Here is a 21,965-nt window from a genome sequence, read left to right as displayed (position 1 = left end):
GGCGTGTTAAATAGTAAAAAGTTGGCAGGTGGCGTCGGAAAATTCTCGATAGAATAGATTTCGACGCTAATCTGATGGCGATCAAGTACAAGCCTGGTTTTTCCAGGCTTCGTGCTATCAGTTGCTTTAAAAGTTTTACATGGCTGTCTTTTTTTACTGGATACCCGGATTTCGATGCGCAGTCCCAATTGGTTGTTCCTCGTCTTGCTCTTGTTGCTGGCTGGCCTGCAATACCGCCTATGGGTCGGTAATGGCAGCTTTGCGCAAGTGAAAGAGCTGACCCAGCAAATTGCCGACCAGCACGCCGAAAACGAAATTCTGCTGGAGCGTAACCGCGTCCTTGACGCCGAAGTGCTTGAGCTGAAAAAAGGTACCGAGACCGTTGAAGAGCGGGCTCGCCATGAGTTGGGCATGGTCAAGGAGGGCGAAACCCTCTACCAGCTCGCGCAATGAGTGACCGTTTACCGGCCTTCTGGGCCGTGATTCCTGCCGCGGGCGTCGGTGCCCGTATGGCTACGGACCGTCCCAAGCAATATTTGCAACTGGGCGGGCGCACAATTCTCGAACACAGCCTTGGCTGTTTTCTCGACCACCCATCGCTCAAGGGCCTGGTGGTCAGTCTTGCTGTTGATGATCCTTATTGGCCCAACCTGACGTGTGCCACAGACCCGCGCATTCAGCGTGCGGACGGTGGTTCGGAACGCTCAGGCTCGGTACTCAATGCGTTGCTGCAACTGAATGCTTTGGGCGCCAGCGATGACGATTGGGTGTTGGTGCACGACGCGGCGCGGCCTAACCTGAGTCGCGATGACCTCGACACACTGTTGGCTGAGCTGGCGCATGACCCGGTCGGCGGTTTGCTGGCCGTACCGGCGCGCGACACCCTCAAGCGCGCTGACAAACACGGTCGTGTGGTCGAAACCGTGGATCGCAGCCTTATCTGGCAGGCCTATACGCCGCAGATGTTCCGCCTGGGCGCCTTGCACCGCGCCTTGGCCGACAGCCTGGTGGCTGATGCCGTGATCACCGACGAAGCCTCGGCGATGGAATGGGCCGGCCAGGCGCCGCGCCTGGTTGAAGGGCGTGCGGACAATATCAAGGTGACTCGGCCGGAAGATCTGGAGTGGCTGCGGCTGCGGTGGGCGAATCGGCGGTAGTCGGTGGCACCGAGTCGACGCCATCGCGAGCAAGCCCGCTCCCACAGTTGACCGTGTTCCTACGGGTCAACCCCTGTTCAACTGTGGGAGCGGGCTTGCTCGCGATGAGGCCAAACCAGCCACCTCTTGATCAAAGGCTGTACTCCGGCCGCTCGGCCAACCCCACCTTCAAAAAATCCACCAGCTTGCGTACCTTCGGCGACAAATGCCTTTGCTGCGGGTACAACGCCCACACTGCCGTGTTCGGCGGCTGATGCGCTTCCAGCAACGGCACCAACGCGCCACTGTGCAAATGCTCCAGCACGTAATAGTCCGGCAACTGGCACAACCCGACGCCTTGCAAGGCTGCATCCAGCACGGCTTGCCCACTGTTGCAGCGCCAGTTTCCCTGCACCCGTTGTGAAAATTCGCGACCGTCCTGGGCCAGTTGCCAAATATCCGAACTGCCTATCAGGCAGTTATGCCGACTTAATTCCGACACGCTGTGCGGTCGACCATAGCGTTCCAGGTAGGACGGCGACGCGCACAGGTACATGCGCCGAGGGGCGAGGCGACTGGCGACCATGCGCGAGTCTTGCAGGCGCCCGAGACGGATCGCCAAATCGAGGCCTTCGTGCACCAGGTCCAACTGACGATTGCTCAGTTCAATATCCACTCGCAGCTGTGGGTAGAGCCCCATGAACCGCGTGACCAACGGCACGATAAAACGCTCGCCGTAGGCCACGGCGCAGGTCATGCGCAACATGCCCTTGGGTTCGCTGGCCAGGTCGCCCACGGCGCGCAAGGCCTCTTCGCGACCGTCCTGCAAGCGCTGGCAGTGTTGCAGGAAGGTCTGGCCGGCCTCGGTAAGGGTTACCTTGCGCGTACTGCGGTACAACAACCGCGTTTGCAAACGTTCTTCAAGGCGCGCCACCTGTCGGCTGATGTGCGACGACGACACCCCAAGCCGCTCGGCCGCCGCCGTGAATTGGCTGTACTCAGCCACGGCGACGAACTCGTCAATGCCTTCCCAACGGTTCTCCAACACGGCGATTATCCCTGTATGGCAATAATGTTTTGCTTTTGTCTGGATTATTAATCAAGAAGCCATGTTTTACACTCACTGTCTTAGTTTTTAACTCCCTGGAGAAACCCGGATGATCAAGTCCCGCGCCGCCGTAGCCTTTGAAGCCAATAAGCCCCTTGAGATCGTTGAAGTGGATGTCGCCATGCCCAAGGCGGGCGAGGTGCTGTTGCGCGTGGTCGCATCCGGCGTGTGCCACACTGACGCCTACACCTTGTCGGGCGCAGACCCGGAAGGCATCTTCCCATCGATCCTCGGCCATGAAGGCGGTGCGGTGGTTGAGGCGATCGGCGAGGGCGTAACCTCGGTGGCCGTCGGCGACCACGTGATCCCGCTGTACACCCCGGAATGCGGCCAGTGCAAATTCTGCCGATCGGGCAAGACCAACCTGTGCCAGGCCATTCGTTCTACGCAAGGCAAAGGCCTGATGCCCGACGGCACCACGCGCTTTTCCTACAAGGGCCAGCCGATTTTCCACTACATGGGTACGTCGACGTTCTCCGAGTACACCGTGCTGCCGGAAATTTCCGTCGCGAAGATTCCTAAAGAAGCCCCGCTGGAAAAAGTCTGCCTGCTGGGTTGCGGTGTGACCACCGGCATCGGTGCGGTGCTCAATACGGCCAAGGTCAAGCCGGGCGACACCGTGGCCATCTTTGGCTTGGGCGGTATTGGCTTGTCGGCCGTGATTGGCGCCGTCAAGGCCAAGGCTGGGCGCATCATTGCCGTCGACATCAACCCGGCCAAGTTTGAAATCGCCAAGCAATTGGGCGCCACCGACTGCATCAATCCGAAAGATTACGACCGCCCGATTCAAGACGTGATCGTCGACTTGACCGATGGCGGCGTGGACTTTTCCTTTGAGTGCATCGGCAACGTGCAACTGATGCGCGCAGCCCTTGAGTGCTGCCATAAAGGCTGGGGCGAGTCGGTCATCATCGGGGTTGCCGGTGCCGGCCAGGAAATTTCCACGCGTCCATTCCAACTGGTGACCGGTCGCGTCTGGCGCGGTTCGGCGTTCGGTGGCGTGCGTGGCCGTACCGAGTTGCCAAGCTACGTAGACATGGCCCAGACCGGCGAAATCCCGCTGGACACCTTCATCACCCACACCATGGGCCTGGAAGACATCAACAAAGCGTTTGACCTGATGCATGAAGGCAAAAGCATTCGTACCGTCATCCACTTCTGAAGCAGCTTCACGCTGCAAGCTATAAGCGCCAAGCGGGTGTACGCCTGCCTGGCGCTTTAAGCCTGCAGCTTGCAGCTGGGAGCATCCCCATGACGCTGGAAAATATTTCCTGCCAGAAGAGCTTCGGCGGCTGGCACAAACGCTACAAACATCATTCCCAGGTGCTGGGTTGCGACATGACCTTCGCCGTCTACTTGCCGCCACAGGCGGAGCAGGGCGGCAAGTTGCCGGTGTTGTACTGGCTGTCGGGCCTGACCTGCACCGATGAAAACTTCATGCAGAAGGCCGGTGCCCAGCGCATGGCTGCCGAACTGGGGTTGATTATCGTCGCACCCGACACCAGCCCGCGTGGGCCAGGTGTGCCGGACGACCCAGACAACGCGTGGGATTTTGGCCTCGGCGCAGGCTTTTACCTGAATGCCACGCAGGAGCCTTGGGCCAAGCACTATCGGATGCATGACTACGTTGTGCAGGAATTGCCCGCATTGGTTGAAGCGCATTTCCCGGCGTCGGATAAGCGCGGCATCAGCGGCCACTCCATGGGCGGCCATGGCGCGCTGGTGTGTGCGCTGCGCAACCCGGGGCGTTACCTGTCGGTGTCGGCATTTTCGCCGATCAACAACCCGATGGATTGCCCGTGGGGGCAAAAAGCCTTTTCGCGTTACTTGGGCGAAGAACGTTCAAAGTGGCGGGAATGGGATGCCTGCGTGCTGATCAGTGAGGCCACGCAAAAGCTGCCATTGCTGGTGGATCAGGGTGATCGCGATGACTTCCTCACCGTGCAACTCAAGCCTGAGGCGTTGCAGCAAGCGGCCAAGGCGGCTAATCACCCGCTTCAATTGCGTTTGCAGCCTGGCTACGATCACAGCTACTTCTTTATCGCCAGCTTCATCGAAGATCATTTGCGACACCATGGTCGTGCTTTGCTCGGTTAATGTGAGGCAAAAGTAGGTAGAATCACGCCCTGAATTAAATCGGGGCGTTTTTTTATGCGTATTGGCCACGGCTACGATGTGCACCGTTTCGCTGAAGGCGATTTCATCACCTTGGGCGGCGTGCGCATTGCACACCACCATGGGTTGCTCGCTCATTCCGACGGCGACGTTGTGTTGCATGCCTTGAGCGATGCCTTGCTCGGCGCGGCGGCGTTGGGCGATATCGGCAAGCACTTCCCGGACACCGACCCCACCTTCAAGGGTGCGGACAGCCGCGTGCTGTTGCGCCACGTGGTCGGTCTGATACACGCCAAAGGCTGGAAAGTCGCTAACGTCGACAACACCATCGTGGCCCAGGCGCCAAAAATGGCCCCGCATATTGAATCGATGCGTGCACTGATTGCCGCCGACCTGCAAATTGAATTGGATCAAGTCAACGTGAAAGCCACCACCACCGAAAAGCTCGGGTTTACCGGTCGGGAAGAGGGCATCGCGGTGCACTCCGTCGCCTTGTTGCTGCGCGCATGAATGACCTGCAACTGCTGGGCCCACGGGCTTACGGCGAGGCCTTGGGCAGCGCGGTCTTGAAGGCGACGGCTGAAGATTTTCAGGTAGACGAAGTGCTCGATATTCCGCTGACCGGCGATGGCGAGCACCTGTGGCTGTGGGTCGAGAAGCGTGGGCTCAACACCGAAGAGGCCGCGCGGCGCATCGCCAAGGCCGCCAGCGTGCCGTTGCGCACCGTCAGCTATGCCGGGCTCAAGGACCGCCAGGCGTTGACCCGCCAGTGGTTCAGCGTGCAACTGCCGGGCAAAGCCGACCCGGACATGAGCGGTGCAGAAAACGACAGCCTCAAGATCCTTAAAACTGCGCGCCACAAGCGCAAGCTGCAGCGCGGCGCACATTCGGCCAACGGCTTCACCCTGCGCCTCACCCAATTGGCGGGCGATACCGCCGCCATCGACGCGCGTTTGCAGCTGATCGCCGAGCACGGTATTCCCAACTATTTCGGCGCCCAGCGCTTTGGTCACAACGGTGGCAACGTGGTGGACGCGCGTGCGTGGGCGGCGCGCAAGGCCTTGCCGGAGCAGCGCAATGTGCGTTCGCGGTTGCTGTCCACCGCGCGCAGTTTTTTGTTCAACAAAGTTTTGGCGCACGTGTCGCTGACGGTTCCTGGCAGCGCGCCCAGGTCGGCGACCTGCTGGCGTTTACCGACAGCCGTAGTTTTTTCCCGGCGGGCGAGGCTGAATGCAGCGACCCGCGCCTGGCAATTCTGGACCTGCACCCTACCGGGCCGCAGTGGGGCGAAGGCGATTCGCCAGCGGCCGGTGCTACGCATGCGCTGGAACAAGCGATTGCCGCCAGCGAGCCAGAGCTGCGCGATTGGCTGGTGAATGCCGGCATGAGCCAGGAACGTCGCATTCTGCGACTGCCCATTGGCGGGTTGACGTGGCATTATCCTTCGCTGGACATTCTGCAATTGGAATTCGTCCTGCCGGCCGGATGCTTCGCCACTGTCTTGGTGCGCGAGATTGTTGATCTGGTGCCGGTGGGGCAGACGGACAACCCATGCGTATTCTGATATCAAACGATGACGGTGCCACCGCACCCGGCCTTGCCGCGCTCTATGCTGCGCTGCAAGATTACGCCGAGTGCGTGGTGGTGGCCCCTGACCAGGACAAGAGTGGCGCCAGCAGTTCGCTGACGCTCGACCGTCCTTTGCACCCGCAGGTTCTGGCCAACGGCTTTATCAGCGTGAACGGTACCCCCACTGACTGCGTGCACCTGGCGATCAACAGCTTGTTGAGTCAGGAGCCGGATTTGGTGGTGTCGGGCATCAATCTCGGCGCCAACCTGGGCGATGACGTGCTGTATTCCGGTACCGTGGCGGCGGCCCTTGAAGGGCGTTTTCTGGGCCGTACTTCATTCGCCTTCTCCTTTGCCTCGCGGCAACTGGACAACCTCGCGAGCGCAGCGTATTTCGCCCGCAAGCTGGTGGAGGCTCATGGTTCACTCGACCTGCCGCCGCGCACGGTGCTCAACGTAAATATTCCCAACTTGCCGCTCGACCATATTCGCGGCATTCAACTGACGCGCCTGGGCCATCGTTCGCGTGCGGCGGCGCCACTGAAAGTGGTCGATCCGCGTGGCAAGGAAGGTTATTGGATCGCGGCTGCGGGCGATGCCGAGGACGGCGGCCCAGGCACGGACTTTCATGCGGTGATGCAAGGTTATGTTTCGATTACCCCGTTGCAACTTGATCGCACCTTCAGTGATGCCTTCAGTAGTCTCGATGGCTGGCTGGAGGGGCTGCGTTGATGGCGCGTGAACAAGACGACCTGCTGCGCCGTGGCATCGGGATGACCTCCCAGCGTACCCGCGAGCGTTTGATCCAGCGTCTGTACGAAGAAGGGCTGTCAAACGCCCAAGTGCTGGAAGTCATCCGGCGCACGCCGCGACACTTGTTTGTCGACGAGGCCCTGGCGCACCGCGCCTATGAAGACACCGCGTTGCCGATCGGCCACAACCAGACCATCTCGCAGCCCTATATGGTTGCGCGCATGAGCGAATTGCTGCTGGCGGCGGGGCCGTTGGACAAAGTGTTGGAGATCGGCACCGGTTCGGGTTACCAGACCGCTGTGCTATCGCAACTGGTAGAGCGGGTGTTCTCGGTAGAGCGCATCAAGGTGCTGCAAGACCGCGCCAAGGAGCGCTTGGTCGAACTCAACCTGCGTAACGTAGTGTTCCGTTGGGGTGATGGCTGGGAAGGCTGGCCGGCGCTGGCGCCGTATAACGGCATTATCGTCACCGCCGTGGCCACCGATGTGCCGCAGGCGTTGCTCGATCAACTGGCGCCTGGCGGGCGTTTGGTTATCCCGGTGGGCGCCGGTGAAGTGCAACAATTAATGCTCATTGTGCGTGAAGACGAAGGCTTTTCCCGGCATGTGCTGGGCGCCGTGCGCTTTGTACCGTTGCTCAACGGGCCGCTGGCCTGATCATTTATTCGCACACAGTGAATTCTGTGGGTGAGCATGTGTCTTACAGCCGGGCTTGTTGAGTCAGCGTGATTGGACGCCGGGATTAAACATGACGAATTTTTCGTATGAGTCCTGTGCCGGTAAAAATCCAATGCCCAGTTATACTTGCGTCATATTTCAAGCCTGATACAGGCATTCATGTTCAGCCACCATAAAGGGAGCGGCGGGTGAGTCTCACAGGTCTTGCGCAGCGTATGAGTAAAACGAGCTTTCAGCGACTGGTGCTTGGCCTTGTCTTGAGTTCCTTGTTATTGGCGGGTTGTTCCAGTTCGCCCTCCAAAGGTGCGCGGGTTGTCGACCGAAATAACGCCGTGCCACAAAAGCCGACAGTGACCACCGGGCAATACGTCGTGCGCAAGGGCGACACCATGTTCTCGATCGCCTTCCGCTACGGCTGGGATTACAAGCGCTCGCAGCTCGCAACAATATTCCTGTGCCGTATACGATACATCCGGGCCAAACGATTCGTTTCGATGGCCGTACCGGTTCAACGCCTACGACAGTTGTGACAAATTCCGGATCTTCGCCGTCGTCCTCGAGCAAAACCACGATCATCACTCGGCCTGCAGGCACTGCCGCGTCTACGCCTGCGAATAGGCCGGCAGCCGCGCCGTTGCCGCCTGCAGGGCCTGCGCCGACCGGGTGGGGCTGGCCTTCAAACGGGGTGCTGATTGGAAAGTTCTCTTCAAACGGTAGTTTGAATAAAGGCATTGATATCGCCGGGGATTTGGGACAGCCTGTTTTAGCTGCGTCTGATGGGACAGTTGTGTACGCCGGGAGTGGTTTGCGGGGCTACGGCGAGCTGGTCATCATCAAACACAGCGACACCTACGTCAGTGCCTATGGTCATAACCGCAGGCTGTTGGTTCGGGAGGGGCAGCAGGTCAAAGTCGGACAGACAATTGCCGAAATGGGGTCAACGGGTACAGACCGGGTGAAACTGCACTTTGAGATTCGCCGCCAAGGGAAGCCTGTAGATCCGCTGCAATTCCTACCCCGTCGTTGATAGGTTGCACAGCCTGTTCCGTCACGTATAAGGAACAGGCTCCAGCGTTGCCAAGGATAAAGGCGCCGCTTGAGCTTGAGGTCGAACTCACCAAAGGACTATAACAATGGCTCTCAGTAAAGAAGCGCCGGAGTTTGACATCGACGATGAGGTTCTCCTTAGGGAGGAATCCATCGATATGGAATCGATGTCGAATAATGAGGGAGCTGCATCACCCTCAGTTCGTACCAAATCCAAAAACTCCGCCGCGTTAAAGCAGCATAAATACATTGATTACACGCGTGCGCTCGACGCTACGCAGCTGTACCTCAATGAAATCGGTTTTTCCCCGCTGCTGACCCCCGAAGAAGAAGTCCATTTTGCGCGCTTGTCGCAAAAGGGTGATCCGGCTGGGCGCAAACGCATGATTGAAAGCAACCTGCGCCTGGTGGTGAAAATCGCCCGACGCTATGTCAATCGCGGCCTGTCCCTGTTGGACCTGATTGAAGAGGGTAACCTCGGCCTGATCAGGGCGGTTGAGAAGTTCGACCCTGAGCGCGGCTTTCGCTTTTCGACCTACGCCACATGGTGGATTCGTCAAACCATCGAACGGGCGATCATGAATCAGACCCGCACGATCCGGTTGCCGATTCATGTGGTCAAGGAGCTTAACGTCTACCTGCGGGCGGCGCGTGAGCTCACACAAAAACTCGATCATGAACCCTCGCCTGAAGAAATCGCCAACCTGTTGGAAAAACCGGTAGGCGAGGTCAAGCGCATGCTCGGCTTGAACGAGCGCGTGTCTTCGGTCGATGTTTCGTTGGGGCCGGATTCGGATAAAACCCTACTGGACACGCTGACGGATGATCGTCCAACGGACCCTTGCGAGCTGCTGCAGGACGATGATCTTTCGCAAAGCATTGACCAGTGGCTTTCTGAGCTTACGGACAAGCAGCGTGAAGTGGTGATTCGCCGCTTCGGCCTGCGTGGCCACGAGAGCAGCACCCTTGAGGATGTGGGCCTGGAGATCGGCTTGACGCGTGAGCGAGTGCGGCAGATCCAGGTGGAAGGTCTCAAGCGCTTGCGCGAGATCCTCGAGAAGAATGGCCTGTCGAGCGAGTCGTTGTTCCAATAAGCTGCGCAGGGCGAAATGTGGGAGCGGGCTTGCTCGCGAAAACGATAAATCAGTCGCCAGATGTGCTAACTGAAACACCGTATTCGCAAGCAAGCCGCTCCCACATTTTTTTTGTGCCTGGCGTTAAGTGCGGGTAAAGTCCCGAAATCCAGGCATAAAAAAACCCCGCTTTTAAGGGCGGGGTTTTTTCGACTAAGTCAGTACAAGTTAGATAACTTGAACTTCTTCAGCTTGCATGCCTTTCTGACCGCGGGTAGCGATGAAAGAAACCTGTTGGCCTTCTTTCAGGCTTTTGAAGCCGTCGGATTGGATAGCTTTGAAGTGAACGAACAGGTCGTCACCGGATTGTGGAGTGATGAAGCCGAAGCCTTTTTCATCGTTGAACCACTTAACGGTACCAGTTTGGCGATTAGACATGGTGTAACTCCTTGAACAAAGTTAACTGCGACTCAGGAAAAGCCCTGGCCGAGACTGAGTGCAAAGAGCAGGAAAAATTCTTGGAGATGGTTGGATCGAAATTCAACATATCGTGTAGAGATTCTCAGTGACACAAGCAACACAGTGACGTCACCTTAACCGTTTTTACCGAACGTGCCAATGGTATTTCCGAAGGTTTCTCTATTTTCGTGCTCGGCGGTGGTATTTACAGTCACCGCAAGCTGCAATACGAGCCCCGGCCCCGTTGGGTTCGGCCTATAGCTAAGGGTGCATTCGGCAAGAAAAGCCCCTCGCCCTTTGAACCCCGGAGCTGGCCCCGGTAAGATGCCCAACAGAATTTTTCCACCTCGCTATTCAGGACACCCGCCATGAGCATCAAATCGGACAAGTGGATTCGCCGCATGGCGCAAGAGCACGGCATGATCGAACCTTTCGTAGAGCGCCAGATTCGTGGTGAAGGCGCTGATCGGGTGATCTCCTACGGTGTGTCCAGCTATGGCTACGATGTGCGTTGCGCCGATGAATTCAAGGTGTTCACCAACATCAATTCGGCAACCGTCGATCCGAAAAACTTCGACGAAAAAAGCTTCGTCGACGTCAAGAGCGACGTGTGCATCATCCCGCCCAACTCCTTCGCCCTGGCGCGCACTGTGGAGTTCTTCCGTATTCCGCGCGACGTGCTGACCATCTGCTTGGGTAAAAGCACTTACGCGCGCTGCGGCATCATCGTCAACGTGACACCGCTCGAGCCTGAGTGGGAAGGGCACGTCACCCTGGAGTTCTCCAACACCACCACGCTGCCGGCCAAGATCTACGCGAATGAGGGCGTGGCGCAGATGCTGTTCCTGCAATCCGACGAGGCCTGTGAAGTGTCCTATAAGGACCGCGGCGGCAAGTACCAGGGCCAGCGCGGCGTCACTCTCCCACGCGCTTGATAGAAAGGTCTTACACGCTAAGGGAATTAGTCTGCGGGAATCGACTCTATTGGGTGTACTGCCTCGGCGCGTGTGAAGCGCGCGAGCCACGCTTGAGGAGTACTCTATGAAGATCAACCCGCGAATCAGCGCCGAACTTGCCCGGCTTGAACCTAACCAAATTGGTGTTCTGGCCTGGTCCCTGATGGCCGACCCCGCCTATGCGGGCGGTATTCCTGGCCAACCTGACGAAGATTACCCGCAGCCCTCCGAGCCCGGAGTGCCCACGCTTCCCGATGAGCCGCCACCCGCACCTGTCGCTTGATGGCTGCGCGCAAGGGCGTAGGGTCAGGCCATTAGCGGACTGGCCATACGTGCTGATCGCCGATCACAAAAATCTGCTGATCGTGGCGCTGCTCGACTGAATAGCCACCCGTAAACGCGCCAAACGCCGGCAGCAGGCTGACGCGCGTGCCGATTTGAAAGCACGGCAGGCGCAGGCTTTGCCGGCCCTTGCCACGCAAGCGGTACACCGGGTGCACATGCCCCGCCAGCACGTGGTGGCTGGCATGTGTGTGCGGTTCGTGTTGCAGGGCAAATGGGCCCATCAGCAGCGGCTCCGGCACCACTTCAATCCTCAAATCCGCCGGTGGGTCACCCGCGCGTTTATCGTGATTGCCGCGAATCAAGGTCATCGGCAGGTCGGGGTTGCGCTCGCGCCACGCCCTCAAGGCGCTCAGCGTGCCGCTGGCGTGGGAGCCGGGCCGTGCAGGAAATCACCGAGAAAAATCACCTGCGCGCACGCTAAGGCCGACAACAGCCGGTCCAATCGCTGCAGGTTGTCGGTCGTGGTGCCTTGTGGCACCGGTTGCCCCAGGCTGCGATACGCCGACGCCTTGCCAAAATGCGCGTCGGCGATCAACAGGCACTGGCGCGCGGGCCAGTACACCGCCTTATCTGCGAGTAACCAGAGTTCTTCACCTTCAAGCGCCAATGAGCAATGCATCAGCGCTTCCCGTTATCCGCGACTTTTTCCAGGTCCTTGACCATCCGCGCAATGCGCTCCGACAATTTTTCCGAACTCATGCTTTCACGCATCCGCTCAACCAACAGCGGGAAGGCCAGCGGCGTGGGCCGTTCGATCACGTGCAGGTCGAGTTTCAGCGTCGATAAATGACGCAGAGTGTCTTGCAGTCGATGAATGTCCAACTCGTCACGCAGGACTTCTTCCCCGGCCTGTGTGAGTAACAGGTTCTGCGGGTCATATTGCTTGAACACTTCAAAAAACAAACCGCTGGAAGCTTGCACCTGCCGCGTACTTTTGGGCGCGCCGGGGTAACCTGCAAACACCAGCCCGGCGATGCGTGCGATTTCGCGAAAACGGCGCAGGGCCAGTTCACCGGCGTTCAGGCTGGCGGCAACGTCCAACAACAAGTTCGCTGGGCTCAGCAGAGTCTCGTTCAACACCACAGGCCAATCCACCGGCGTGGCACTCAACAGTTCCAGCCCGTAATCATTTACCGCAATCGAAAAGGTCACCGGCTGTTGTTGGCTGACCCGCCATGCCAGCAGGCTGGCCAAACCCAAATGCACTTGGCGCCCCGCGAAGGGGTACAGAAACAGGTGCCAGCCTTCGCGCGATTTGAGCGCCTCGGCCAGCAAATGCTCGCGCGTCGGCAGGCCGGACCAGCGCATTTGGGTCTGCAGCAAAGGTTGCACCGCTTGCATCTCGGGGCCTTCAAAGCGACCGTGCGCCGCTGCGTCAAGGCGTTCAACCACGGCTTGCGCCAGCTCGTTGGAGAGCGGCATGCGCCCGCCATTCCAGCGCGGCACGGCGGCTTTTTTTGCAGTGCTGCGGCGCACGTAGGCGGTCATGTTCTCGACCCGCACCAGCTCCAGCAAACGCCCGGCAAACAGAAACCCGTCGCCCGGCTTGAGCCGCGCTATAAAGCCTTCTTCGACGCTGCCCAAGTTCTTGCCGCCGCCGCCCTTGCTCCAATATTTCAGATTAATACTGGCGTCGCTGACGATGGTGCCCACGCTCATGCGGTGGCGACGTGCCAAGCGGGCGTCCGGCACGCGCCAGATACCCTGCTCGTCCGGCTCCACGCGGCGGTAATCCGGGTAAGCCGTCAGCGACAGCCCGCCATGGCGCACAAACCCCAATGCCCACGCCCAATCCGCTTCAGTGAGGTCGCGATAAGCCCAGGCACCGCGCACCTCGGCCAACAGCGCCTCGGGCGTAAAACCACCGCCCAAGGCCATGCTCACCACGTGTTGTACGAGTACATCCAAGGGTTTGTGCGGCGATTCGCGGGCTTCGATGCGCCGCTGGGCGATGGCATCCTGCGCGGCAGCGGCTTCCACCAGTTCCAGGCTGTGAGTCGGCACCAACGTCACCCGTGATGGCCGCCCCGGTGCATGCCCGGAACGCCCGGCGCGTTGCATCAGCCGCGCGACGCCCTTGGCCGAGCCGATCTGCAACACTCGCTCGACCGGCAAAAAGTCCACCCCAAGGTCCAGGCTCGAGGTACACACCACCGCTTTGAGCTGGCCGTCTTTCAGCGCGCGCTCCACCCAGTCGCGGGTCTCGCGCGACAGCGATCCGTGGTGCAAGGCAATCAACCCGGCCCAATCCGGCCGCGCCTCGAGCAACGCCTGGTACCAGATTTCCGACTGCGCCCGGGTATTGGTGAATACCAGGCAACTGCTGCTGGAGTCCACTTCGGCCAGCACTTGCGGCAACATTTTCAAGCCAATATGCCCCGCCCAAGGAAAACGCTCGGTGGTGGGCGGCAGCAAGGTGTCGACCTGCAACAATTTGGCCGTTTGCCCCTGCACATTGATCCCGTCGCCTTGTGGGATTAAAACTTCAAGCGCGTGGGCCTGATTACCCAGCGTTGCCGAAATCCCCCACACCATCAGTTCCGGGTGCCAGCGCCGCAAGCGCGCCAGTGCCAGTTGCAACTGCACGCCGCGTTTATTGCCGATCAATTCGTGCCATTCATCCACCACCACCATGCGCAGGTGCCCAAGGCTTGCCTCACTGTCGCGCGCGCCAGCATCAACGTCAGGCTTTCGGGGGTGGTGACCAGCGCGGTCGGCTGGCGACGGGTTTGCCGGGCGCGCTCGCTGCTGCTGGTATCGCCCGTGCGCAGGCCCACGCTCCAGGGAATCTGCAGCGCGTGCAGCGGCGCTTCAAGGGCGCGCGCGGTGTCGGCGGCGAGCGCGCGCATCGGCGTGATCCATAACACCGTCAGCGGCTCGGCAGGCGGTTTACGCTTGCCGACGGCGGGCGGCCGAGTGATGGCGAACCGGTTGAGTGCGGCAAACCATAACGCGTAGGTTTTGCCCGCGCCGGTGCTGGCATGCAGCAACCCGGACTGGCCCTGCTTAACCGCCGCCCACACGTCTTTTTGAAAGGCGAACGGCTTCCAGCCTTTGTCGGCAAACCAGGTTTTTGCAAAATCGAGGGGTTTTGCCATGCGGCAGCGGACGCTCTGGAGGCTCTAAGTCAAAGACCCTCCAGGCGAGGTAAAGGTTTACTTCAAATTGCCGCTCAGGAACTGTCGCAGGCGTTCGCTCTTCGGATTGCCCAGCACATCCTCCGGCGTGCCTTGCTCTTCCACCAGGCCCTGGTGCAGAAACAACACCTGGTTGGAAACCTTGCGTGCAAAGCTCATTTCGTGGGTGACCATGATCATCGTGCGGCCTTCCTCGGCCAGCCCCTGAATCACCTTCAACACTTCACCGACCAGCTCCGGGTCGAGCGCCGAGGTCGGTTCGTCGAACAGCATCACCTCAGGTTCCATCGCCAAGGCGCGGGCGATGGCCACCCGTTGCTGCTGGCCACCAGAGAGGAACGCCGGGTATTGATCGGCCACGCGCGCCGGCAAGCCCACCTTGTCGAGGTAGCGCCGCGCGCGGTCCTCGGCGTCCTTCTTGCTACAGCCCAGCACCCGGCGCGGGGCCATGGTGATGTTTTCGAGCACGCTCATGTGGCTCCACAAGTTGAAATGCTGGAACACCATCGCCAGCCGCGTGCGCAGGCGTTGCAGCTCGGCGTCATCGGCCACGCGCATGCCCTCGCGGTCGCTGACCATGCGGATCTGTTGGCCGTCGAGGGTCATCGCGCCGTCGTTGGGGGTTTCCAAAAAGTTGATGCAGCGTAAAAAGGTGCTCTTGCCCGAGCCGCTGGCGCCGATCAGGCTGATCACGTCACCGGTCTTGGCCTTGAGCGAAACACCTTTAAGCACTGGGTTGTCGCCATAGCTTTTATGCAGGCCTTCAACGGTCAATTTGTACATGGGGCGTGCATCCTCAAGGCGAAAGTAGGTAGCCGCTGCGGTAGGCCTCTGAGCCTGCGACATGGCTGATGACCATCCCGGCTGTGGCCATGCGCCGTAGCGAGCGGGCGTAAAGCAGGCCGGCGTTTTTACACAGCACAGGCGTTACGCGGTCAGTAATAGGGTCGATGACTTCGGCAATCAGTTGCCCGGCTTCCAGGTATTCACCCGGCAGCGCGCTGAACACCAGCAAACCGCCAACCGGCGTGGTCACAGGCTCCACACCCGCCAGCGGCGTGGCCGGGTAGGGCAGGTCGGGCAGTGGCGCCACGTCGCCTTCAATTGCGCCGAAGTGGGTCAAATAGTCGATGATCGCCTGGCAGTCGAGGCTGGCCAAACCGTGGTTGACGTCACCTTGGCCGCGCAGTTCGAGCGTCACCGAAAAGCTGCCCATCGGAATCGGGAAGCGCTCGCCGAAGCGTTTTTGCAACTGCCACCAGACCAAGGTGAAACATTCATCGAAGGACTGCCCGCCGGAATCGGTCGCCAGCAAGTTCGCTTCCGAGCCGATATACCGCGCCAGCGGTTCCACCTGCGGCCAGGCCTCGGGCGTGGTGTACAGGTGCGCCACGGCTTCGAAGTCGCAATGCAGGTCGAGCACCATGTCGGCATCGCAGGCCAGACGTTGCAGCACCAGCCGTTGCGATTGCAATTGGGTCTCGGCGGTTTGCTCGGCCAGCGCGCAGAACAGTGCGGCGCGAATCATCTGCGCGTTGTATTGCGCATCATCCCCCAGCAGGTCTTCGACGCGGTTGCCGACGTCTTCACTGAGGTCGACAAACAGCCGATTGAAGTTCTGCCCGCTTTCCAGCTCGTAGCGGCCCAGGGGAATGTCCATCAACACCTGTTCCAGGCCCACCGGGTTGGCGATCGGCACCAGCACGATTTCGCTGCGCAAACGCCCGGCTGCGGCCAGTTGCGCCAGGCGCGCCTTGAGGTGCCAGGCCACCAGCATGCCCGGCAGTTCGTCGGCATGCAGTGAGGCCTGGATGTAGACCTTGCCGTCGCTGTGTTCCGGGCCGAAGTGAAAACTGTGAATTTGCCGCGCCGTGCCTGGCACCGGCGCGATCAGTGGGTGAACCTGATGACGCATAGGTGCTCCTTAATGGTTCGGCCCGAGAAACGCCAGCCAACGGCGTTCCGCCAGGCGAAACAATCCAACCAGCGCAAACGTCACGGTCAAGTAGATCAGCGCAGCGATACCGAACGATTGAAAGGTCATGTAGGTGGCCGAGTTGGCGTCCCGGGCCACTTTGAGAATGTCGGGCACCGTCGCGGTAAACGCCACCGTGGTCGAGTGCAGCATCAGGATCACTTCATTGCTGTAATACGGCAACGAACGGCGCAGCGCCGACGGCATGATCACGTAGGCATAGAGCTTCCAGCCGCTTAAGCCGTAGGCCTTGGCGGCTTCGACTTCGCCATGCGCCATGCTGCGGATCGCCCCGGCGAAAATTTCGGTGGTGTAGGCGCAGGTGTTCAGCGCAAACGCGAGGATGGTGCAGTTCATCGCATCGCGAAAAAACGCATCCAGCAACGGCTGCGCGCGCACCGCCGCAATGCTGTAAATGCCGGTGTAGCAGATCAGCAATTGGATATACAGCGGCGTGCCGCGAAACAGGTAGGTGTAGAACTGCACCGGCCAGCGCACGTAGCGTTTGCGCGACACGCGCGCGATGGACAGCGGGATCGACACCAAAAACCCGATGACGAGCGAGGCGCTGAGCAGCCACATCGTCATCGCCAGCCCGGTAATGTGTTGGCCGTCGCTATAAAGGAAGGGCCGCCAGTATTGCTGCAGAAGTTCGATCATCGCACGGCCTCCCTGGACCCGGCGGAGTAGCGCCGTTCAAGCCGGCGCAGCACGAAGTTCGAGGCGCTGGTGATCAGCAGGTAGATAAACGCCGCGATCACCAAAAAATAGAACAGTTGATAGGTGCTCTTGCCAGCGTCCTGCGCCGCCTTGACCAAGTCGGCCAGGCCGATGATCGACACCAGCGCCGTGGCCTTGAGCATCACCATCCAGTTGTTGCCGATGCCCGGCAAGGCAAAGCGCATCATCTGCGGGAAGGTCACGTAGCGAAACCGCTGCCCACGCTTGAGGCCATAGGCGGTTGCCGCTTCCAGTTGGCCACGCGGCACCGCGAGAATCGCGCCGCGAAAAGTCTCGGTGAAATAAGCACCGTAGATAAAGCCCAGGGTGATGACGCCTGCGCTGAATGGGTCGATCTCGATGTAGTCCCATTCCATAAAGTCGGTAAAACCAGTCAGCCAGATTTGCAGGCTGTAAAAAATCAGCAGCATCAGCACCAGGTCGGGCACGCCGCGAATCAGGGTGGTGTAGAGCTGGGCGGGGATGCGGATCAGGCTTACGCGGGACAATTTGGCGCTGGCGCCAAGCAGGCCCAGCAACACACTGACGGCCAGCGAGGCGACCGACAATTTGATGGTCATCCACGTACCTTGCAGCAACAGTGGGCCGAACCCCTTCAAACTGAAGGCACTCAGCCCCAGGGTTTGCAAAAGATCTTCAAACATGAATTCAGGACCTATGGCGACAAAAAAGCGCCCACCTGAAAAAGATGGGCGCCAGGGTGTTATTTACCGCTGTACAGGTTCAGATCGCCGAAGTGTTTCTTCTGGATAGTGGCGTAGGTGCCATCATCGTGTAACGCTTTGATACCTTTATCCAGCAAGGCCTTGAGGTCTTTGTTACCTTTTTTGATACCGACCGCAGTTTTCGACGGCAGCAATGGGTCATCAATTGCCGCACTGACTTCGTAGCCAGCGCCTGCCGGGGACTTCAAGAAGCCCAGTTCAGCTTGCAGCATGTCCTGCACCGAAGCGTCCAAACGGCCGGAAGTCAGGTCGGCGTAAACCTGGTCCTGGTTGGCGTAGGCCTTGGTGGTCACACCGGCTTTGTCGAGCACGGCCTTGGCGTAGGCTTCTTGAATAGTGCCCTGCTCGTAACCGACCGATTTGCCTTTGAGGGACTCAGGCGTTGAATAACCAGCGCCTTTTTTGAACACCAGGGAAGTCGGGCCGGAGAACAGCTCGTTGGAGAAGTCGATCGCCTTTTCACGGGCTGCGGTCACGGTCATTGAGGAAATCACGCCATCAAACTTGTTGGCATTGAGGCCTGGAATCATGCCGTCGAAGTCACTTTCGACCCATTTGCACTTGACCTTCAGCTCGGCGCAGATCGCATTGCCCAAGTCGATATCGAAGCCCACCAGGCTGCCGTCAGCCGCCTTGGATTCGAACGGCGCGTAGGAAGGGTCGACACCAAAACGCAATTCCTTGTATTCCTTGGCTGTAGCAACACCAGCAGCCATGCACAGAGCCAGTGCAGAAAGGGTCAGCAATGCTTTTTTCATTATGTAATCCCTGGAAACCAAGATAAGCGCTTGTGGCGCGTTTAGGACTGTTACTGAACGCTGTCAGACGGATCACAAGTAGCAATTTCTGCACCATAGTTCCGAATGTCGCTGCGAATTAGCGTTTTAAAAGGTGGGATAAGGCCGTTATGAGTGTAGGAGATGCCCGAAAATGGGCGTCGAAAATTGAGCGCACTGTTTTGGATCATGCGCAGATCGGAATGTGGGAGCGGGCTTGCTCGCGAATGTGTCGGGTCAGTCAACTCATCTGTAACTGAACAATCGCATTCGCGAGCAAGCCCGCTCCCACAGGGGATTTATCTCAGCTCAATAAGTCCTGCAGCGTGACCAGCGTGTCGGCTTCTTCCACGCGCTTATCCTGCCGCCAGCGCAACATCCTCGGAAACCGCACCGCAATGCCGCTCTTGTGGCGCTTGGACAAGGCGATGCCCTCGAAGCCCAACTCAAACACCATGCTTGGGGTCACACTGCTGACCGGGCCAAACTTTTCCAACGTGGTTTTGCGCACGATCGCATCAACCTTGCGCATCTCTTCGTCAGTCAAGCCTGAATAGGCTTTGGCAAATGGCACCAGCGTGCGTTCACTGCCGGGCGCGCCGTCCCACACCGCAAACGTGTAGTCGCTGTAAAGGCTGGCCCGTCGGCCGTGCCCGCGCTGCGCGTAAATCAACACCGCGTCAACGCTGAACGGGTCGACCTTCCATTTCCACCACACGCCCATGTCTTTGGTGCGGCCCACGCCGTACAGGCCGTCGCGCGCCTTGAGCATCATGCCTTCCACGCCGAGGCGGCGCGAGTCTTCACGCTGTTCGGCCAGCGCCTGCCACGTCGTGCCCGTCAGTAGCGGCGAGGCTTGCAGCACCGGTTGATTGCAGGCCGCGATGACTTTTTCAAGCTGGGCGCGGCGCTCACCTTGCGTGTGGTTGCGCCAGTCGTCGCCCTGATGCTCAAGCAGGTCGTAGGCCAGCACCGCGACCGGTGCATCCTCTAGGACTTTTTTGCTCAGGGTCTTGCGGCCGATGCGCTGTTGCAGCAACGCGAACGGTTGTACCGAGTCCTTCCACCCCACGATTTCACCGTCGATCACCGTGCCATCCGGCAGGCCGCTGACCAGGCTGTGCAGCTCAGGGAAACGCTCAGTGACCAACTCTTCGCCGCGCGACCAGATCCACAGCCGGCCCTCACGTTTGACCAACTGCGCGCGAATGCCATCCCACTTCCATTCCACCTGCCAATCGGTCGGCGAACCGAGCAAGGCGTCGAATTGCTCCACCGGTTGCGCCAGCCCATGTGCCAGAAAAAACGGATAAGGCTGACCGCCGCGTTGCGCATGTTCGTCGGATGATTCGGCGGCGATCAGCTTGAGGTAACCCTGTGCTGTCGGACGGTTCGACAGGTCGGTGTAGCCCACCAACCGTTGGGCCACGCGTTTGCTGTCCAAATCCGCCATGGCGGCGAGGGCGCGGGTGACGAGTAATTTGGACACGCCGACGCGAAAACTGCCGGTGATCAACTTGATGCAGACCATCAAGCTCGGCTGATCCAGTTGTGCCCATAACGCGGGCAAGCGTTCGGCCAGTTCCAGCGGTGGCAACCCACGCAGCGGCAACAGTTTTTCTTCCAGCCACACGGCCAGCCCGTCTTGCGAGGTGTAAGTCGATTCGGGTAACAGCAGCGAAATAGTTTCGGCCAGGTCGCCCACCGACTGGTAGCTCTCTTCAAACAGCCACGCTTCGATGCCCGACGCTTCGGTGGCCATGTCGCGCAGCAGGCGCGTGGGCACCAATTGACGCGGCCGCCCCCCGGACAAGAAATACACTGCCCACGCCGCGTCTTCTGGCGCAGCCTGCAAAAAGTAAGCTTGCAACGCGGCCAGTTTGGCATTGCTGGAGGTCGTGGCGTCGAGGTTGGCGTACAACTCAGCGAAGGCCTTCATGCGGTGGCCTCTTCTTCGTCATCGCCGTACTCGGTGGTGAAGCCTTGGGCGTCCAGGCCTTTCTCGCGCAAGTGGCGCACCAAAACGCCGACGGAGCCGTGGGTGACCATCACCCGTTCGGCGCCGGTTTGTTCGATGGCCCACAACAGTCCCGGCCAATCGGCATGGTCCGAGAGTACAAAACCCCGGTCCACACCGCGCCGCCGCCGCGTGCCGCGCAGGCGCATCCAGCCGCTGGCGAAGGCGTCGCTGTAGTCGCCGAAGCGCTTTATCCAACTGCTGCCGCCAGCGGACGGCGGGGCGATGATCAAGGCTTGGCGCAGCAGTGGGTCGGCCTTGTTGAAGTCACCGGCGTAGAGCGTTTCGGGAATGTAGATACCGGCCTCGCGGTACACACGGTTCAGCGGCTCAACGGCACCGTGGCTGAGGATCGGGCCGATGCTGGCGTCGATGCCATGCAGGATGCGTTGGGCTTTGCCGAAGGAATAACAGAACAACACGCTGGCTTTGCCGGCAGCGATGTTGGCCTGCCACCAGTCGTTGATCCCGGCAAAGATTTGCGCTTGCGGTTGCCAGCGGTAGATTGGCAGGCCGAAGGTCGATTCGGTGATAAACGTATGGCATCGCACCGGCTCGAAAGGCGCGCAGGTGCCGTCGGGTTCAACTTTGTAGTCGCCGGAAGCTACCCAGACCTCGCCTTGGTACTCCAGGCGCACTTGGGCTGAGCCGAGTACATGCCCGGCCGGTGAAAACTTAAGGTGACGCCGTGGTGTACGAGCTTTTCGCCGTAAGCCAGGGTTTGCAGGTTGATGTCCTGGCCCAGGCGCGAGCGCAAAATGCCTTCGCCGGGCGCGGCGGCGAGGTAATGCTGGTTGCCGGTGCGGGCGTGGTCGCCGTGGGCGTGGGTGATAACTGAGCGTTCAACCGGGCGCCAGGGATCGATATAGAAATCACCAGCGGGGCAGTAGAGGCCTTCGGGCCGGGCGATGACGAGATCCATGGGCGTGCCGTGGGTGTGGGCTTATCAGGTATGAGGCGGGTGTGGGGCTAGAAGTTCTATCAGATTGAAGGTGGGCGCTGCTCTACATCTGTAGCGGCCTGAGTGGTTGAAGCAGATCAACGGCGGCTGTTGCAGACACAGCAGAGCTGCTTTTGCTTTTTGTGGGAGCGGGCTTGCTCGCGATGCAGGCACCTCGGTACATCAGCAATACCCAGTGGATGCCATCGCGAGCAAGCCCGCTCCCACAGTTGATTTGCATCGGCCTGTAATCAGTGTCACATCCGCTTCATGCGCCCGTGCTTAAGTGGCCCTTTTGATACTCAAGAGGGCAACTGCATGAGCCACTTCGACCTCGGCCGTCGCCGCGTGATGCAAGCCGTTGGCGCCGGCCTGTTGTTGCCGGGCCTGGCGCCTGCGGTGATTGCCTCGGTGAA

The 21,965-nt window shown here is 59.7% G+C and carries 18 protein-coding genes and 5 pseudogenes; 12 read left to right on the top strand and 11 right to left on the bottom strand.

All coding sequences use genetic code 11. The annotated features are described in order from the left end of the window. The first annotated feature begins 174 nt into the window (after nt 1-174). Together ftsB and ispD are read left to right on the top strand one after the other, a co-directional pair. On the top strand, nt 175-453 hold the full coding sequence (gene ftsB, locus F0169_RS14625) for a cell division protein FtsB (protein ID WP_058412406.1): 279 nt from the start codon (nt 175-177) through the stop codon (nt 451-453). After that, a complete protein-coding gene (gene ispD, locus F0169_RS14620; protein WP_152746915.1) occupies nt 450-1,157 on the top strand; it encodes a 2-C-methyl-D-erythritol 4-phosphate cytidylyltransferase in 708 nt (235 codons plus the stop codon). The genes ftsB and ispD overlap by 4 nt, the downstream gene beginning before the upstream one ends. A gap of 130 nt (nt 1,158-1,287) precedes the next feature. Here ispD and F0169_RS14615 read toward each other — a convergent pair whose 3' ends face one another. Then, entirely contained in the window at nt 1,288-2,184 is an 897-nt protein-coding gene (locus F0169_RS14615) for a LysR substrate-binding domain-containing protein (RefSeq protein WP_172979443.1), read from the bottom strand. 109 nt (nt 2,185-2,293) lie between these two features. On the opposite strand from F0169_RS14615, the gene F0169_RS14610 reads away from it, so the two are divergent. The 8 genes and pseudogenes from F0169_RS14610 to rpoS all read left to right on the top strand — a co-directional run bounded on the left by F0169_RS14610 (nt 2,294) and on the right by rpoS (nt 9,499). Beyond that, complete coding sequence (locus F0169_RS14610; RefSeq protein ID WP_058412403.1) at nt 2,294-3,406, top strand: S-(hydroxymethyl)glutathione dehydrogenase/class III alcohol dehydrogenase; 1,113 nt, start codon at nt 2,294-2,296, stop codon at nt 3,404-3,406. 89 nt (nt 3,407-3,495) lie between these two features. After that, nucleotides 3,496-4,341: an S-formylglutathione hydrolase gene (fghA, locus tag F0169_RS14605; RefSeq protein WP_058412402.1), complete on the top strand. Its 846-nt coding sequence runs from the start codon at nt 3,496-3,498 to the stop codon at nt 4,339-4,341. 54 nt (nt 4,342-4,395) lie between these two features. Further along, a complete protein-coding gene (gene ispF, locus F0169_RS14600) occupies nt 4,396-4,869 on the top strand; it encodes a 2-C-methyl-D-erythritol 2,4-cyclodiphosphate synthase (RefSeq protein ID WP_058412401.1) in 474 nt (157 codons plus the stop codon). After that, nucleotides 4,866-5,923, top strand: a pseudogene (gene truD, locus F0169_RS14595) (tRNA pseudouridine(13) synthase TruD). The gene ispF and the pseudogene truD overlap by 4 nt, the downstream one beginning before the upstream one ends. Continuing rightward, nucleotides 5,911-6,660, top strand: coding sequence for a 5'/3'-nucleotidase SurE (gene surE, locus F0169_RS14590; protein WP_058412399.1), 750 nt, complete (start codon nt 5,911-5,913; stop codon nt 6,658-6,660). Before truD ends, surE begins: the two are co-directional and overlap by 13 nt. A gap of 41 nt (nt 6,661-6,701) precedes the next feature. After that, nucleotides 6,702-7,337 carry a protein-L-isoaspartate(D-aspartate) O-methyltransferase gene (locus F0169_RS14585; protein WP_172979446.1) on the top strand — a complete coding sequence of 212 codons (636 nt, stop codon included), beginning with the start codon at nt 6,702-6,704 and terminating at the stop codon, nt 7,335-7,337. Between the two features lie 209 nt (nt 7,338-7,546). Continuing rightward, nucleotides 7,547-8,385: pseudogene (locus F0169_RS14580) on the top strand (peptidoglycan DD-metalloendopeptidase family protein). 106 nt (nt 8,386-8,491) lie between these two features. Continuing rightward, a complete protein-coding gene (gene rpoS / locus F0169_RS14575; RefSeq protein WP_152746914.1) occupies nt 8,492-9,499 on the top strand; it encodes an RNA polymerase sigma factor RpoS in 1,008 nt (335 codons plus the stop codon). Nucleotides 9,500-9,706: 207 nt separating this feature from the next. Here rpoS and F0169_RS14570 read toward each other — a convergent pair whose 3' ends face one another. Then, nucleotides 9,707-9,916 carry a cold-shock protein gene (locus F0169_RS14570; RefSeq protein WP_002554837.1) on the bottom strand — a complete coding sequence of 70 codons (210 nt, stop codon included), beginning with the start codon at nt 9,914-9,916 and terminating at the stop codon, nt 9,707-9,709. A 389-nt stretch (nt 9,917-10,305) separates the two neighbouring features. Between F0169_RS14570 and dcd the strand changes: the two genes are divergently transcribed. Together dcd and F0169_RS14560 are read left to right on the top strand one after the other, a co-directional pair. Then, nucleotides 10,306-10,872: a dCTP deaminase gene (gene dcd, locus F0169_RS14565; RefSeq protein WP_058412395.1), complete on the top strand. Its 567-nt coding sequence runs from the start codon at nt 10,306-10,308 to the stop codon at nt 10,870-10,872. A gap of 106 nt (nt 10,873-10,978) precedes the next feature. Further along, the gene (locus tag F0169_RS14560; RefSeq protein WP_058412394.1) at nt 10,979-11,176 is read left to right on the top strand and encodes a hypothetical protein; all 198 of its coding nucleotides are present in this window, start codon (nt 10,979-10,981) and stop codon (nt 11,174-11,176) included. Between the two features lie 31 nt (nt 11,177-11,207). Here the strand turns inward: F0169_RS14560 and pdeM are convergent. The 9 genes and pseudogenes from pdeM to F0169_RS14515 all read right to left on the bottom strand — a co-directional run bounded on the left by pdeM (nt 11,208) and on the right by F0169_RS14515 (nt 21,531). Next, nucleotides 11,208-11,857 (bottom strand): annotated as a pseudogene (pdeM, locus tag F0169_RS14555) (ligase-associated DNA damage response endonuclease PdeM). Further along, a pseudogene (locus F0169_RS14550) lies at nt 11,857-14,336 on the bottom strand (ligase-associated DNA damage response DEXH box helicase). The pseudogenes pdeM and F0169_RS14550 overlap by 1 nt, the downstream one beginning before the upstream one ends. A 57-nt stretch (nt 14,337-14,393) precedes the next feature. After that, nucleotides 14,394-15,158 carry an ABC transporter ATP-binding protein gene (locus tag F0169_RS14545; RefSeq protein ID WP_152746913.1) on the bottom strand — a complete coding sequence of 255 codons (765 nt, stop codon included), beginning with the start codon at nt 15,156-15,158 and terminating at the stop codon, nt 14,394-14,396. Between the two features lie 13 nt (nt 15,159-15,171). Further along, nucleotides 15,172-16,290 (bottom strand): succinylglutamate desuccinylase/aspartoacylase family protein, encoded by a 1,119-nt coding sequence (locus F0169_RS14540; RefSeq protein WP_122250985.1) that lies wholly within the window; start codon nt 16,288-16,290, stop codon nt 15,172-15,174. A 9-nt stretch (nt 16,291-16,299) separates the two neighbouring features. Then, the gene (locus F0169_RS14535; protein WP_058412389.1) at nt 16,300-17,010 is read right to left on the bottom strand and encodes an ABC transporter permease; all 711 of its coding nucleotides are present in this window, start codon (nt 17,008-17,010) and stop codon (nt 16,300-16,302) included. Next, nucleotides 17,007-17,735 (bottom strand): ABC transporter permease, encoded by a 729-nt coding sequence (locus F0169_RS14530; protein WP_058412388.1) that lies wholly within the window; start codon nt 17,733-17,735, stop codon nt 17,007-17,009. The genes F0169_RS14535 and F0169_RS14530 overlap by 4 nt, the downstream gene beginning before the upstream one ends. A gap of 59 nt (nt 17,736-17,794) precedes the next feature. Next, nucleotides 17,795-18,574 carry a transporter substrate-binding domain-containing protein gene (locus F0169_RS14525; RefSeq protein WP_058412387.1) on the bottom strand — a complete coding sequence of 260 codons (780 nt, stop codon included), beginning with the start codon at nt 18,572-18,574 and terminating at the stop codon, nt 17,795-17,797. Nucleotides 18,575-18,896: 322 nt separating this feature from the next. Next, nucleotides 18,897-20,531: an ATP-dependent DNA ligase gene (locus F0169_RS14520; RefSeq protein WP_152746912.1), complete on the bottom strand. Its 1,635-nt coding sequence runs from the start codon at nt 20,529-20,531 to the stop codon at nt 18,897-18,899. Continuing rightward, nucleotides 20,528-21,531: pseudogene (locus F0169_RS14515) on the bottom strand (ligase-associated DNA damage response exonuclease). Before F0169_RS14515 ends, F0169_RS14520 begins: the two are co-directional and overlap by 4 nt. Nucleotides 21,532-21,965: the final 434 nt, after the last annotated feature.

The organism is Pseudomonas kitaguniensis, assembly GCF_009296165.1.
Lineage (GTDB): Bacteria > Pseudomonadota > Gammaproteobacteria > Pseudomonadales > Pseudomonadaceae > Aquipseudomonas > Aquipseudomonas kitaguniensis.
Note: the sequence above shows the minus strand (reverse complement) of the source record. Positions and strands in the feature narration are given on the sequence as shown.

Excerpts from the sequence above, each read along its gene's own strand:
- ispD (WP_152746915.1), top strand. The coding sequence starts at position 450 with ATGAGTGACCGTTTACCGGCCTTCTGGGCCGTGATTCCTGCCGCGGGC.
- F0169_RS14535 (WP_058412389.1), bottom strand. The coding sequence starts at position 17,010 with ATGATCGAACTTCTGCAGCAATACTGGCGGCCCTTCCTTTATAGCGAC.
- F0169_RS14585 (WP_172979446.1), top strand. The coding sequence starts at position 6,702 with ATGACCTCCCAGCGTACCCGCGAGCGTTTGATCCAGCGTCTGTACGAA.
- F0169_RS14570 (WP_002554837.1), bottom strand. The coding sequence starts at position 9,916 with ATGTCTAATCGCCAAACTGGTACCGTTAAGTGGTTCAACGATGAAAAA.
- rpoS (WP_152746914.1), top strand. The coding sequence starts at position 8,492 with ATGGCTCTCAGTAAAGAAGCGCCGGAGTTTGACATCGACGATGAGGTT.
- F0169_RS14540 (WP_122250985.1), bottom strand. The coding sequence starts at position 16,290 with ATGCGTCATCAGGTTCACCCACTGATCGCGCCGGTGCCAGGCACGGCG.
- F0169_RS14520 (WP_152746912.1), bottom strand. The coding sequence starts at position 20,531 with ATGAAGGCCTTCGCTGAGTTGTACGCCAACCTCGACGCCACGACCTCC.
- F0169_RS14610 (WP_058412403.1), top strand. The coding sequence starts at position 2,294 with ATGATCAAGTCCCGCGCCGCCGTAGCCTTTGAAGCCAATAAGCCCCTT.
- F0169_RS14530 (WP_058412388.1), bottom strand. The coding sequence starts at position 17,735 with ATGTTTGAAGATCTTTTGCAAACCCTGGGGCTGAGTGCCTTCAGTTTG.
- F0169_RS14545 (WP_152746913.1), bottom strand. The coding sequence starts at position 15,158 with ATGTACAAATTGACCGTTGAAGGCCTGCATAAAAGCTATGGCGACAAC.
- F0169_RS14560 (WP_058412394.1), top strand. The coding sequence starts at position 10,979 with ATGAAGATCAACCCGCGAATCAGCGCCGAACTTGCCCGGCTTGAACCT.
- surE (WP_058412399.1), top strand. The coding sequence starts at position 5,911 with ATGCGTATTCTGATATCAAACGATGACGGTGCCACCGCACCCGGCCTT.
- fghA (WP_058412402.1), top strand. The coding sequence starts at position 3,496 with ATGACGCTGGAAAATATTTCCTGCCAGAAGAGCTTCGGCGGCTGGCAC.
- dcd (WP_058412395.1), top strand. The coding sequence starts at position 10,306 with ATGAGCATCAAATCGGACAAGTGGATTCGCCGCATGGCGCAAGAGCAC.
- ftsB (WP_058412406.1), top strand. The coding sequence starts at position 175 with ATGCGCAGTCCCAATTGGTTGTTCCTCGTCTTGCTCTTGTTGCTGGCT.
- ispF (WP_058412401.1), top strand. The coding sequence starts at position 4,396 with ATGCGTATTGGCCACGGCTACGATGTGCACCGTTTCGCTGAAGGCGAT.
- F0169_RS14525 (WP_058412387.1), bottom strand. The coding sequence starts at position 18,574 with ATGAAAAAAGCATTGCTGACCCTTTCTGCACTGGCTCTGTGCATGGCT.